Origin of the sequence: Demequina gelatinilytica, from assembly GCF_000971115.1 — a bacterium.
In the GTDB taxonomy this organism is placed as follows: Bacteria; Actinomycetota; Actinomycetes; order Actinomycetales; family Demequinaceae; genus Demequina; species Demequina gelatinilytica.
In genome coordinates, this window is the sequence record NZ_BBLV01000007.1 from 45748 (window position 1) to 58970 (window position 13223).

General features: G+C 70.4%; 9 protein-coding genes. 8 read left to right on the forward strand and 1 reads right to left on the reverse strand.

The window, feature by feature from the left end:
• Window positions 1-38: 38 nt before the first annotated feature.
• Window positions 39-2285: an MMPL family transporter gene (locus AOM00_RS07250; RefSeq protein WP_062517154.1), complete on the reverse strand. Its 2247-nt coding sequence runs from the start codon at window positions 2283-2285 to the stop codon at window positions 39-41.
• A gap of 183 nt (window positions 2286-2468) precedes the next feature.
• Between AOM00_RS07250 and AOM00_RS07255 the strand changes: the two genes are divergently transcribed.
• The 8 genes from AOM00_RS07255 (at window position 2469) to AOM00_RS07290 (ending at window position 13185) form a co-directional block, all read left to right on the forward strand.
• Window positions 2469-3518: an SH3 domain-containing protein gene (locus AOM00_RS07255; RefSeq protein WP_062517155.1), complete on the forward strand. Its 1050-nt coding sequence runs from the start codon at window positions 2469-2471 to the stop codon at window positions 3516-3518.
• Between the two features lie 26 nt (window positions 3519-3544).
• On the forward strand, window positions 3545-4867 hold the full coding sequence (locus tag AOM00_RS07260) for a replication-associated recombination protein A (protein ID WP_062517156.1): 1323 nt from the start codon (window positions 3545-3547) through the stop codon (window positions 4865-4867).
• A gap of 54 nt (window positions 4868-4921) precedes the next feature.
• Window positions 4922-7126 carry an Ig-like domain repeat protein gene (locus tag AOM00_RS07265; RefSeq protein WP_062517157.1) on the forward strand — a complete coding sequence of 735 codons (2205 nt, stop codon included), beginning with the start codon at window positions 4922-4924 and terminating at the stop codon, window positions 7124-7126.
• Between the two features lie 181 nt (window positions 7127-7307).
• Window positions 7308-7934 carry a 30S ribosomal protein S4 gene (rpsD, locus tag AOM00_RS07270; protein WP_062517158.1) on the forward strand — a complete coding sequence of 209 codons (627 nt, stop codon included), beginning with the start codon at window positions 7308-7310 and terminating at the stop codon, window positions 7932-7934.
• A gap of 153 nt (window positions 7935-8087) precedes the next feature.
• The gene (gene alaS, locus AOM00_RS07275) at window positions 8088-10760 is read left to right on the forward strand and encodes an alanine--tRNA ligase (RefSeq protein WP_062517159.1); all 2673 of its coding nucleotides are present in this window, start codon (window positions 8088-8090) and stop codon (window positions 10758-10760) included.
• Window positions 10753-11220: a Holliday junction resolvase RuvX gene (gene ruvX, locus AOM00_RS07280; RefSeq protein ID WP_062517160.1), complete on the forward strand. Its 468-nt coding sequence runs from the start codon at window positions 10753-10755 to the stop codon at window positions 11218-11220. The genes alaS and ruvX overlap by 8 nt, the downstream gene beginning before the upstream one ends.
• Window positions 11213-12349 carry an endolytic transglycosylase MltG gene (mltG, locus tag AOM00_RS07285; protein ID WP_062517161.1) on the forward strand — a complete coding sequence of 379 codons (1137 nt, stop codon included), beginning with the start codon at window positions 11213-11215 and terminating at the stop codon, window positions 12347-12349. Before ruvX ends, mltG begins: the two co-directional genes overlap by 8 nt.
• Window positions 12346-13185 (forward strand): shikimate dehydrogenase, encoded by an 840-nt coding sequence (locus AOM00_RS07290; RefSeq protein WP_062517162.1) that lies wholly within the window; start codon window positions 12346-12348, stop codon window positions 13183-13185. The genes mltG and AOM00_RS07290 overlap by 4 nt, the downstream gene beginning before the upstream one ends.
• Window positions 13186-13223 lie beyond the last annotated feature (38 nt).

Below are 13223 nucleotides of genomic sequence, written 5' to 3' on the forward strand. Positions count from 1 at the left end.
CGCGGGATGCGGTGCGGCGGGCGATGCTTCCGCCTTGCTCAGTGGCGGAGCCCGAGCCGAGCGTGGAGTCGACGCAGGGGAGCGGGCGCCCACCAGTTCCAGTCGCCGAGGAGCGTCATCGTCGCGGGCACCAGCAGCATCCGCACCACCGTGGCGTCGAGGATCACCGCGACCGCGAGCCCGATCCCGACCTCCTTGATCATGAGGAGGTCTCCCAACGCGAAGCCCAGGAAGACGAGCACCACCACCGTCGCAGCGGAGGTGATGATCCTTCCCGAGCGCTGGAGGCCCTTCCGCACCGCGGCGTCGTTGTCCTCGCCGGCGTCGACGTACTCCTTCACCCGCGCGAGCAGGAAGACCTCGTAGTCCATCGCGAGCCCGAAGCCGAAGGCGGCGATGATCACCGCCACATAGGTCTCGATGCCTCCCGTGGAGGTGAAGCCGAGCGTCACCTCGAGGTGACCCTCGCCGAAGATCCACGTCACCACGCCGAGCGTGGCCAGGAGGGACAGCGTGTTGATCACCAGGGTCTTGAGGGGGACGAGCAGCGAGCCGGTCATCAGGAACAGCAGCACGAGCGTCGCGACCACCACCAAGGCACCGGCGAGCAGCGCGCCCTCGACGATCGCCGCGAGGAAGTCGATCTGCGTCGCGGCCACGCCGCCGACCTCGAGCTCGACAGGCTCGTCGAGCGCGCGGATGTCCTCCACCGCCTGCACGGCCTCCGGGCCCGACGGATCGGCGGCGTGGAGCCGCACCCCCACGAAGGTCTCGCCGTCCACGGTCTCGGCCGGGTCGACCCGCCGCACGCCCTCGACCTCCGCCACGTGATCGAGGAACCCTGCCAGCTCCGAGGCATCCGCGAGCGTGTGGAGGGTGATAGCCGGCTCTCCGAGGTCCGGGAAGCCCTCGCGGAAGGCCTCGACGAAGTCGCGCCGCTCGTTCCCCTGCGGCAGCGCCTCGATGTCGGAGTTGCGGAGCGTGATGCCCAGCACCGGGCTCGCGAGGACGAGCAGCAGCGCCGTCGCGCCGAGCACCACGAGCCACGGCCGTCGCTGACCCCACGCGGCGAGCCGCGAGAACGCGCCCTCGTCGCGGTCCACATCCGCCGTGGCGGCCAGCACGCGCCGGATCCCTGGCACGCGCGACAGCAGGCTCGGTCCCGTGATGCGCGGGGCGAGCAGGTACAGCACCGCGGGCACGATGGTGAGGGCGGCGATCATGGCGGTGAGCACCACGCCGACCGCGGCGCCGCCCATGCCCTTCATGATCACGGGTGCGAACAGGAGCAGGCCCCCTACCGCGATGGTGACGATGAGCGCGGAGAAGGTCACGGTCCGCCCGGCGGTCGCCATCGTCGCCTCGAGGGCCTCCGCCCGCGCCGAGCGTGCGTCGCCTCCCCGTCGGTGCAGCTCCTCGCGGAAGCGCGAGACGATGAGCAGCCCGTAGTCGATCGAGAGGCCGATGCCGAGCACGGTGACGACGTTCACCGCGCTCTGGTCCAGGTCGAGCAGGTAGGAGAACCCGTAGAGCACCGCAAGCCCGCCCGCGATGGACGCGATCGCGCCCGTGAGCGGGGTGGCAGCGGCGAGGAAGCCGCCGAACACGAACACCATCACGATGAGCGCGGCGGGAAGCGAGATCATCTCGCCGGTGCGGAGATCGTGCTCGAGCTGACCCGTGAAGTCGTCGAAGACCAGCGGGTTCGACGAGGTGTCGGCGATCGCGTCGGGCTGCGTGGCACGCATGTCCGCGACGGCGTCGTCGACGATGCGCGACACCTCCTGGTGGAGCGGCAGCGGGTCGGCGTCACCGGGCGCGGCGAACCCCACATCGATGAGGAAGCCCGTCCCGTCGACGTCCACCAGCTCCTTCGCGAGGTCGCGTGCCCCGCTCTCCGCGACGGCTTCCGGGTCGAAGGCGGGGCCCGGCACCGCTCCGAAGGGGGAGGTGACCACCGTGACGCCGTCGATCTCCGCGATGCGCCCGGCCGCCGCCTGCGTCGCCTCCTGGACGGCCGCATCGTCCAGCTCGACCTGCCGGACGTACGCGGTCGCGCCTGGGCCCTGGGACTCGTCGGCGGTGCGGAGCCGTGCCTGGTAGACCGCCCACGAGTCCGATCCCTCGACCAGCGGGGGACCGGTGGTGACCCGCTGGAACAGGCCCTCGCCGTTCACGCCCACCGTCGCGAGCGCGTACAGCGCGAGCGTGCCGATCACCGCGAGCGCCACGACCAGCCGCGGCGCCCGTGCGATCAGCCTCCCGACCCGCGCGAATCCCCCCACGCGCCCATGCTACGAGCGGCGCGTTACCAGGCGCATGCGGCGAATCGGCAGCCGTTTGCTAGCCTGCTCGCGTCCCACCGAGGGTGTGGCGCGATACGAGGCCCGGTCCACGTCGCGCCATCCGGGGCCATCCCGACCGAATCGAAAGCCGCTGAGGGCCTATCCGCCGATCGGAGAAGTTCCATGCCCATCACCCAGTCCCCGAAGCTCGCCGTGCGCATCGTCGCCTTGAGCATCGCCGCGGCCTCGACGCTGCTGCTGGCCGCGCCCGCAGGCGCCGTCGCGGCGCCGGCGACCGCGCCGGAGACCGCCGCGGTGCCCACCGCCCAGGTCCACACCGTCGACGCATCAGCCGTGTCCAAGGGCGCGTCCCTGTGGGTCACCGCGAAGTTCCTGCAGCTGCGCACCGGCCCGGCCAACGGCTACAAGATCACCGCGGGCGGCTACCGCGATGCGCGCGTGGTCGCGACCGGCAAGCGCTCCAACGGTTGGATCGAGGTGAAGATCGCCGGTGTCCGCGCATGGGCCCCCGCGAAGTTCTTCACGTTCAGCAAGCCCGGCTGGGACCCGATCCGCGTGGGCACCACCGCGAAGTCGCTCGAGCTGCGTGCCCGTCCCACGAGCGGATCCGACGTGGTGGCCACCGCCTCGCGCGGCTCGAAGGCGATCTTCACGCGAGTCCAGAAGAACGGCTGGTGGGAGGTCAAGATCGACGGCGTCTACGCCTGGACGCCTCAGAAGTTCCTCAACGTCGGCGGCTACTACAACCGCTCGCGGCTCCTGTCGGTGATGCACGGCGAGGTCGGCTACCGCGAGCCGGCGTGGCGCGTCAACAAGTACAACTCGTGGATCGGCGGCAGCAACGCCTGGTGCTCGGTGTTCGTCTCGTGGGCCTTCGATCGTGCGGGCTACCCCGCGGGCGTGCCCTACCGTGACCACTTCGACAACTACGTCGCGGACCTCCGTCGCGCGGGCGTGCTCGACACGTCCGTGACCGCGAGCGACCTCAAGCGTGGCGACGTGGTCCTCATCGACTGGTACCCCTACAACGGCCCGACCCACACCGGCACCGTCGATCACGTCGACGGCAGCACCGTGTGGCTGGTCGAGGGCAACACGAATCGGGCGACCGGTGTCAACGGCCGCGGCGTCTGGTACCGCCAGCGCAACATCGTCGACGTCTACGCGGTCTACGACCCCACGGAGTACGCTCGCGCGACGATGCTCTGGTAGTCGGACCCACCGCCTAACCTGAGCGCATGGATCTGTTCGATGCCGCGCGCACCGACGCGTCGGGCGTGCCGGAGACGCTGGGCAACGCGCCGCTCGCGGTACGCATGCGTCCGCGGAACCTCGATGAGGTGGTGGGGCAGCAGCACCTCCTGACGGAGGGCTCGCCGCTCCGCCGCCTCATCGGCGACCATGCCCCGGCGACGAGCGTGGTCCTGTGGGGCCCGCCCGGCACGGGCAAGACCACCCTGGCCTACCTCGTCGCGGGCAACCGCCGCTTCGTCGAGCTGTCCGCGGTCACCGCCGGGGTCAAGGACGTCCGTGCCGTCGTCGACGACTCCAAGAGGCGTATCGCCACCGGGGAGCGCGAGACGGTGCTCTTCGTCGACGAGATCCACCGTTTCACGCGGTCCCAGCAGGACGCGCTCCTGCCGGCGGTCGAGAACCGCTGGGTGACGCTCATCGGCGCCACCACGGAGAACCCCTCGTTCTCCGTGGTGGGGCCGCTGCTGTCGCGATCGCTGCTGCTGGTGCTGCAGCCGCTCGCCTCGAGCGACATCGCGGAGGTCCTCGCACGCGCGGTCGAGGACGCCCGGGGCCTGGGCGGCTCGGTCACGCTCGAGGACGATGCGCGGGACCACATCCTCCGCGTCGCCGGCGCCGATGCGCGCAAGGCGCTCACGCTGCTCGAGTCGATCGCGCAGGCCGCAGGCCCGGAGCGGCTGGTCACGGCGGCGCTCGCCGAGGCGACCATGGACGCGGCGCTGGTCGCCTACGACAAGTCGGGCGACCAGCACTACGACGTCATCAGCGCCTTCATCAAGTCCGTGCGCGGCTCGGACGTCGACGCCGCGCTGCATTATCTGGCGCGCATGGTGGTGGCGGGGGAGGACCCGCGCTTCATCGCGCGGCGGCTCGTGATCCTCGCGGCCGAGGACATCGGCATGGCCGACCCCCAGGGGCTGGTGATCGCCCAGGCGGCCGCCGACGCGGTGAGCTTCATCGGCATGCCGGAGGGCCGCATCGTCCTCGCGGAGGCCACCACGTACCTCGCGAGCGCGCCCAAGTCGAACCGCTCCTACCGTGCGATCGACGCGGCCATCGCGGATGTCCGCGCCGGACGTGCCGGCGTGGTCCCCGAGCACCTGCGCGATGCGCACTACGCGGGAGCCGAGAGGCTCGGGCATGGGACCACCTATCTGTACGCGCATGACGCCCCGCACGGCGTCGCCGCGCAGGAGTACCTGCCCGAGGCGCTGCGGGACGCTCGCTACTACGAGCCGACCGATCACGGGTACGAACGCACCCTCACCGAGCGTTTGCGCACCATCAGGGGGATGCTGGGGCGCTAGTCTCACCGCGGTAGGACTCGTCAGAGTCGTCGTCATGAGCGGGGGACCATCCGGATGCGTCAGTTCTCGATCCATCGTCACGTGCGGGGGCTGGCGGCCGTGGCCGTCGCCTCCGCTCTCACCGTCAGCGGGCTGTCCGCGGCCCAGGCCGCCGAGGACGGCGTCGAGACGGTCGAGGGCTATCTTGTCCGCACGCTCTCCGCGGCGGCGACCCTCGACACCGCGGGCGAGGTCGAGGAGACGTTCATCGTCGACTCCGAGACCGACGAGATGATCCCCGTGACGGTCGACGGGTCCATCGACGTCGACTTCGGCACGGCCGTCGTCGCGGATGTCGACACGGGCACCGGTGAGATCCTCGACATCGCGCCCGTGGACGTGCGGGTCGCCAAGGTGAACGCGACCGGCGTCCACCGCGCCTACGTGCTCACCGTCGGGAACGGGACGTACCCCGCCATGAGCCTCGACGACGCGCGCCAGGACCTGGTGGACTCCGCGGACTACTGGGTCGCGCAGTCGCGCGGCACCATCAGCAGCTTCGACGTGGCGGCCGCCGCGACGGCGACCCACGCCACGCCCTGCATGTCGTACACGAAGCTCTGGACCTACGCGAAGTCGCAGTTCCCCGGCATCGACTTCGACGCCGACACCAACCACCTGGTGGTCTACACGCCTGAGGCCTGCGCGGACGGCTACGGCTACGCCGGCATCGCGACCGTCCCGAGCGGCACGCTCGCGGGCGGCCTCATCCACATCGCGTCGGCCGGCATCACGGTGACCGCGCACGAGATCGGGCACAACCTGGGTCTCGGGCACGCGAGCGTCCGTGTGGCGACCCTCCCCGGCTACGCCGAGGAGCTCGAGTACTACGGCATCTTCAGCATCCAGGGCGGTGCCTTCGACGGCTACACGCCGCCCGCGCTCGACGCCGCCTGGCGCGACTACCTCGGGCTCGACGGCTACGAGTACCAGGCTCTCGAGGCGGAGCTCGACCCGATGCTCCCCGACGAGCTCACGGTCACGTTGAACGAGGCCTCCTCGACCAGCGGGCTGACCGCGGTCAAGCTCACCGACCCCGCGTCCGGCGAGGAGACGTTCGTCGAGTACCGGGGGGCCGGCGGCTACGACGCGACAGCGTTCTACGCCTCCGCATCCCCGTACCTGGAGGCGGTCGACGGTCGCGGCGGAGCCCACTACCTCGACTACACGCCCGGCGTGGTGATCTCGGAGCTGGACCGCGACTACGCCGAGCTCACGTTCCTCACCCAGGAGGGCGCGAGCGACTGGGACATGGCCTCGCTGCTCGCCTCCGAGACCTACACGGACCCTGACGGCGCCTACGCGGTCACCGTGACGTCGCTGTCGGACTCGACGGCGCAGCTCACCATCCGGACGGGCACGCTCTCGGGCATCGCCCAGACGTCGACCAAGGTGTCGGTGCCGGCGGTCTACCAGGGCACCGTGCCGCAGGCCAAGGTGGTCGTCACCTCCGGCACCACGCCGACCGGCAAGGTGACGGTGTACGTCGACGGGGTCAAGCACGCGACCTCGACGCTCAACGACGCCGGCAAGACCTGGGTGAAGCTGCCCGCGGACCTCGCGGTCGGCAGCCACACCGTCCGTGCCGTCTACGCGGGGAGCGAGCAGCACGCGACGTCCTCGGCCAAGACGGGCGCCCGGGTGAACGCGAAGATCACCAGCAGCGCCACCGCCTCCGCGCCGTCGGTGCCGTACGGCACGCAGGCCAAGGTGACCGTGTCCATCCCCGCGGCGAAGGGGTACGGCGGCAAGGTGACCCTGACCCAGGGGACGCGCACGTGGAGCAAGGCCGTCAACCCCGCCACGGGGAAGGTCTCGCTCTGGATGCCCGCCGGATGGAAGCCCGGCACGCGCACGGTGGAGGTCAGGTACTCGGGAACGGCGGAGGTCAAGGCGGCGCGCACGAGCGTGTCGGTGGTGACCATCAAGGCGGCTCCCACCGTCCGTGTCCCGAGCGCCACGAACGTCAAGGTGGGCAGGAGGGCGACCCTGGACGTGGTGGTCTCCGGACCGCTCGACGCCTACGAGCGCGGCACCGTGCAGGCGTACGTCGACGGCAAGGCCGTGACGTCCCAGGTCTCGCTCACGCGGTCGGGCACCCGGTTCGTCGCGACGCTGCGGACCACCGTGCTTCCTGAGGGCCGTCTGTCGATCAGGTACACGTCCAAGAATGCGTACCTGAAGTCGAAGGTACAGCGCACGCGCTACGTGGTGAAGTAGCGGGCACGCCCGGCGCCGCGACACGCGGGGACCGGCCGACACCGACCTCTTCGGTGAAGGGTGACCTCCTGGTATAGTTGATGAGCCCTCGCGGACGGTTGGCTGCTGTCGCCGCGAACTCAGCACATATCGATCATTTCCTCGGACGCATCCGCGCGCCCGGGGAGCTGTGAAGGAAATCATGACCTCTGTTCAGAAGGCACGTCGCCAGGTCCGCCTGTCGCGCAGCCTCGGGATCGCCCTGACCCCGAAGGCCGTCAAGCACTTCGAGAAGCGCCCGTACCCCCCGGGCGAGCACGGCCGCACCGCCCGCCGCAAGGAGAGCGACTACGCCGTGCGTCTGCGCGAGAAGCAGCGTCTTCGCGCGCAGTACGGCCTTCGCGAGAAGCAGATGACCTCGACCTACGCCGAGGCCAAGAAGGAGACCGGTCTGACCGGTGAGGCCTTCGTCGAGCTTCTCGAGATGCGTCTCGACGCCCTGGTGCTCCGTGCCGGCTTCGCCCGCACGATCCTCCAGGCCCGTCAGTCGGTCCTGCACCGCCACATCCTCGTGGACGGCAAGATCGTCGACCGCCCCTCGTTCCGCGTGAAGCCGGGCCAGACCATCCAGGTCAAGCCCAAGGCCGTCACCATGGAGCCCTACATGGCCGCCGCCGCCGGTGCTCACCGCGACGTGCTGCCCCAGGTGCCGGAGTACCTCAACGTCACGCTTGAGAAGCTCACCGCCACGCTGGTCCGCCGCCCCAAGCGCGCCGAGGTCCCCGTGACCTGCGACGTGCAGCTGGTCGTCGAGTACTACGCTCGCTAAGGCGCACCGGTGAGGCCCTCGCGGGCCCACCAGCAGCGGCCGCGGTGCGCCGCCCCTCGGGGTGGTGCACCGCGGCTTTTCTGCACGATGCAGGGTGGACCAGGCGCGGATCGCGCCGCCGGTCCCGGACACGAGAAGGACTGAGAACCAAGCATGCAGACCTCTGAGATCGCCAAGCGGTGGGTCGACTACTTCGAGAAGAACGACCACCACATCGCGCCGAGCGCCTCGCTCGTGTCGCCCGATCCGTCGCTGCTGTTCACCGTCGCCGGGATGGTGCCGTTCATCCCGTACATCATCGGCACCGACACCTCGCCGCACCCGCGCATCGCCTCGGTCCAGAAGTGCATCCGCACCAAGGACATCGAGGAGGTCGGCAAGACCACCCGCCACGGCACCTTCTTCCAGATGCTCGGCAACTTCTCCTTCGGCGACTACTTCAAGGAAGGCGCGATCAACCACGCCTTCGAGTTCCTCACCGGCCCGGAGTCCGAGGGCAACCTCGGGTTCGACCCCGAGCGCTTCTGGGTGACCATCTGGAACGAGGACGAGGAGGCGTTCAGCCACCTCACCAACATCGGCGTGGACAGGTCGCGCATCGTCAAGCTGACGCGCGAGGAGAACTTCTGGGACACGGGTCAGCCGGGTCCCGCAGGCCCGTGCGCCGAGTGGCACTACGACCGCGGCCCCGAGTTCGGCCCCGACGCCGTGGGCGGCACGGTCGACCCGGGCGGCGACCGCTACCTCGAGGTGTGGAACCTCGTGTTCGACCAGTTCCTGCGCGGCGAGGGCGCCGGCAAGGACTACCCGCTCATCCGTGAGCTCGACCAGAAGGCCATCGACACCGGCGCCGGGCTCGAGCGTCTCGCGTACCTCAAGCAGGGCGTGGGCAACATGTACGAGATCGACGAGGTGTTCCCCGTCATCGCGAAGGCGCAGGAGCTCTCGGGTCGCGTCTACGGTGCCGATGACACCGACGACGTGCGCATGCGCGTCATCGCCGACCACGTGCGCTCGTCGCTCATGCTCATCGGCGACGGGGTGACTCCCGGCAACGAGGGCCGCGGCTACGTGCTGCGACGCCTCATCCGCCGCTCGGTCCGCGCGATGCGCCTCATGGGCGTCGAGGACCGCGCGCTTCCCGAGCTGCTGCCGGTGTCGCTCGACGCCATGAAGGCCTCCTACCCTGAGCTCGAGGCGAACCGGGCCCGCATCGAGGCCGTCGCCTACACCGAGGAGGACGCGTTCCGTCGCACCCTCGCCTCGGGCACCACCATCTTCGACGTCGCCGTCTCGAAGGCCAAGGATGCCGGCGCGAAGGCGCTGTCGGGCTCCGACGCCTTCACGCTTCACGACACCTACGGCTTCCCGATCGACATCACGCTCGAGATGGCCGCCGAGCAGGGCATCCAGGTCGACGAGGCGAAGTTCCGCGAGCTCATGAAGGAGCAGAAGGAGCGCGCCCGGGCCGATGCGAAGGCCAAGAAGGGCGGCCACGCCGACGTGGGCGTCTACAACGGCATCAAGGAGGCGCAGGGCCTCACCGAGTTCCGTGCGTACCAGGAGCTCAACACCGCCACCGAGATCACCGCGCTGATCAGGGACGGCGTCTCCGTGCCGGTCGCGTCGGAGGGGGAGACCATCGAGGTCGTGCTCCCGCAGACGCCGTTCTACGCGGAGTCGGGCGGCCAGGAGGCGGACTCCGGCGTGATCCGCTCGGCGCACGGCACCCTCGAGGTCATCGACGTCCAGCGTCCGGTGAAGGGCCTCATCGTCCACACGTGCAACGTGGTCGAGGGCCAGGTCGCCCAGGGCGACCAGGTCTCGGCCGAGGTCGACCCCGAGTGGCGCCGTGGCGCGCGCCAGGCGCACTCCGGCACGCACATCCTCCACGCTGCGCTGCGGGAGGTGCTCGGGCCGGACGCGCTCCAGTCGGGCTCGTACAACAAGCCCGGCTACCTGCGCCTCGACTTCTCGTGGCCCTCGGCGCTGTCGCCCGAGACCCGCTCCGAGATCGAGGAGGTCACCAACCGGGCCATCCGCGCGGACCACGCCGTCACGGCGCAGCACATGACGCTGCCCGAGGCCAAGGAGTTCGGCGCGGTCGCGCTGTTCGGCGAGACCTACGACGAGACGGTCCGCGTGATCGAGATCGGCGGCCCGTGGTCGCGCGAGCTGTGCGGCGGCACCCACGTCGAGCACTCGAGCCAGGTGGGCCTCGTCGCGCTGTCGACGGAGTCCTCCGTGGGTTCCGGCTCGCGCCGCATCGAGGCCTTCGTGGGCATCGAGGCCTTCCAGAAGCTCGCGGCCGAGCGTGCGCTGGTGTCGGAGCTCACCTCGACCCTCAAGGTGCAGCCGGGCGAACTCAAGGGCCGCGTCGAGAAGGTGCTCGAGCGTCTCGCCGAGGCGGAGAAGCAGCTCGCCGGCTACCGCCAGCAGGCCATGCAGCAGGTTGCCGCAGGGCTCGTCGACCACGCCGTCGACGTCGCGGGCATCCGCGTCGTCACCCATGTCTCGCAGAACGCCGCGGACGCGGACGACCTGCGCAGCGTGGTCACCGATGTGCGGGCGCGCCTGGGCGAGTCCACGCCGTCCGTGGTCGCGATCGCGGCGGAGATCAACGGCCGTCCGCAGATCGTGATCGCCACCAACGCTCCGGCGCGCGACGCCGGCCTCAAGGCGGGCGACCTGGTCAAGGCCGCATCGTCCGTCCTGGGCGGTGGCGGCGGAGGCAAGCCGGACCTCGCGCAGGGCGGCGGCCAGGACGCCACGCAGATCCCGGCGGCGCTCGAGGCCGTCACCGCGACCGTGGCGGCGCGTGCTTAAGGGCGCACGCCTCGGGGTCGACGTCGGCACCGTCCGCATCGGCGTGGCGGCGTCCGACCCCGACGGCCTCATGGCGTTCCCCGTCGACACCGTGAAGCGCGGGGACGGGGACGTCGAGGCCGTGGCGCGGCTGGCGGAGGAGCGCGGTGCCGTCATCGTGTTCGTGGGCCTGCCGCGCAAGCTCTCCGGTCAGGAGGGCACCAGCGCCGAGGACGCGCGCGCGTTCGCGGCCCGGCTCGCGGAACTCACCTCCGCGAGCATTCGTTTGATCGACGAGCGGTTCTCGACCGCGACCGCCTCGCAGGCCATGCGCAGCGCGGGGCGGAACGCCAAGAAGCAGCGTCAGGTCATCGACCAGGCCGCGGCCGTGGTGATCCTTGAGAACGCCTTGGATGTTGACAGGAACGGTAACCTCGACACGGTGACGATCGAGGTACCGCGCAAGGGGAATGATGACTGACCTTTTCGAGGCCGAGACCGAGGCGACGACGACGACCTCGCTGGACCTGCGGCGCCTTCAGCGCAGCAAGCGGCGAGCCGCGCGACGGCGCTTCACGCTGATCGCGAGCGCGATCGCGCTGGTGGTGTTCGCGCTCGGGATCTCCACCGCAGCGAGCTTCCTCAAGGGCTTCGAGTCCACGGACGAGGCGATCCAGGACTACGAGGGCGCGGGTCAGGGCAACATCCAGGTGGTGATCGCCGAAGGCGCCACCGGCACCGACATGGCCGCGACGCTCCTGGACAACGGCGTGATCGCCTCGACCGAGGCTTTCATGGAGGCGTGGAACGCGAACCCCGACTCGTCGTCGGTGCAGCCGGGCTACTACTACATGCACAAGGAGATGAAGGCCGAGTACGCGCTCGACGCGCTGCTCGACCCCTCCAACAAGGATGTGCGTCGGATCACCGCGATCGAGGGCAAGTCCCTCGACTACTACAAGCAGGTGATCGCGAACGCGACCGGCGCCTCGCAGGACGAGGTCCAGGCCGCCATGGACAACACCGAGGCGCTGGGTCTGCCCGAGGAGGCGAACGGTAACCTCGAGGGCTGGCTGTTCCCCGACACGTACACCTTCGACCCGGGCGTCACGCCGCAGGAGGTGCTCACCGCGATGGTCGAGCGGACCATCCGCGTGCTCGACAAGCACAACGTCAAGCCCGAGGACCGCGAGCGCGTGCTGACGGTCGCGTCGCTGGTCGAGCGCGAGGCGAAGAAGGACGAGGACCGTGCCAAGATCGCGTCGGTCATCTACAACCGTGTCGACGCGGACATGAAGCTGGAGCTCGACTCCACGGTGAAGTACCTCTCGCCCACGGAGGGCGTGTGGACCACCGAGGAGGAGCGCGCGATCGACAGCCCGTACAACACGTACAAGTACACGGGTCTCCCGCCTGGCCCGATCGCGGGCGCGGGTGAGAAGTCGATCGAGGCCGCGATCAACCCGGCGGACACGGACTACCTCTTCTTCGTCACGGTCAACCTCAAGACGGGGGAGACCAAGTACGCGACGGAGTACGCGGACCACCTCAAGAACGTCCAGGAGCTGCAGGACTGGGCCGCAGCCAACTCGACCTCCAGCGACGAGTGAGCCCGGCGCGCCGGGCCGGCGTGCTCGGTCACCCGATCGCGCACTCGCTGTCGCCGGTCCTGCACCGCGCGGCCTACCGCGAGCTCGGGCTGGACTGGGAGTACGACGCGCACGACGTGCCGGCGGGAGGCCTGGCGGCCTTCCTCGCCGAGCTGGACGGGTCCTGGGCGGGGCTGTCGCTGACGATGCCGCTCAAGGTCGAGGCGATCCCGCTCATGGACTTCGTGGAGTCCATGGCGAAGCTGGTCGGCGCGATCAACACGGTCCTGGTCCAGGACCTCGGCGGCATCCGCCAGCTCACCGGCGCGAACACCGACGTATGGGGGATCCAGGCTGCCTTCCGCGAGGCCGGCCGGGAGCGTGCCTCCAGCGGCCTGATCATCGGCGGGGGAGCGACCGCGACGTCGGCCATGGCGGCGCTCGGAGCGATGGGTGTCGAGGCGCCGCTGGTCGCGGTACGCAACCGGGGCCGCGCGGGCGGGCTGCTGCGGGCGGCCACCAAGATGGGGGTGCGCCCACGGTTCATCGCGCTCGAGGACGTCGCCGGTGCCGCCCGCGATGTCGAGGCAGCCGTCTCGACGGTCCCTGCGGAGGCCGGCGCGGCGCTCGGCGCCGCGATCCCCGTCGTCCGTGACGACGCCTTCCTGCTCGACGCCGTCTACGACCCGCTGGTGACGCCCCTCGGTGCGGCGTGGACCCGCGCGGGAGGCGTCCGCATCGGCGGCGAGCGCATGCTCCTGCACCAGGCGGGGGAGCAGGTGCGGCTCATGACGGGGCGGCAGGCCCCGCTCGACGCCATGGGGGACGCCCTGTCCCGCGCGCTGTCCGAGGTGTGAGAGAGGCAACACTCAACCTCACGCGGGAAGTGCCGATG

Coding starts and splice junctions, on each gene's coding strand:
- mltG (WP_062517161.1), top strand. CDS start 11,213: ATGACTGACCTTTTCGAGGCCGAGACCGAGGCGACGACGACGACCTCG.
- AOM00_RS07255 (WP_062517155.1), top strand. CDS start 2,469: ATGCCCATCACCCAGTCCCCGAAGCTCGCCGTGCGCATCGTCGCCTTG.
- AOM00_RS07260 (WP_062517156.1), top strand. CDS start 3,545: ATGGATCTGTTCGATGCCGCGCGCACCGACGCGTCGGGCGTGCCGGAG.
- alaS (WP_062517159.1), top strand. CDS start 8,088: ATGCAGACCTCTGAGATCGCCAAGCGGTGGGTCGACTACTTCGAGAAG.
- rpsD (WP_062517158.1), top strand. CDS start 7,308: ATGACCTCTGTTCAGAAGGCACGTCGCCAGGTCCGCCTGTCGCGCAGC.
- AOM00_RS07265 (WP_062517157.1), top strand. CDS start 4,922: ATGCGTCAGTTCTCGATCCATCGTCACGTGCGGGGGCTGGCGGCCGTG.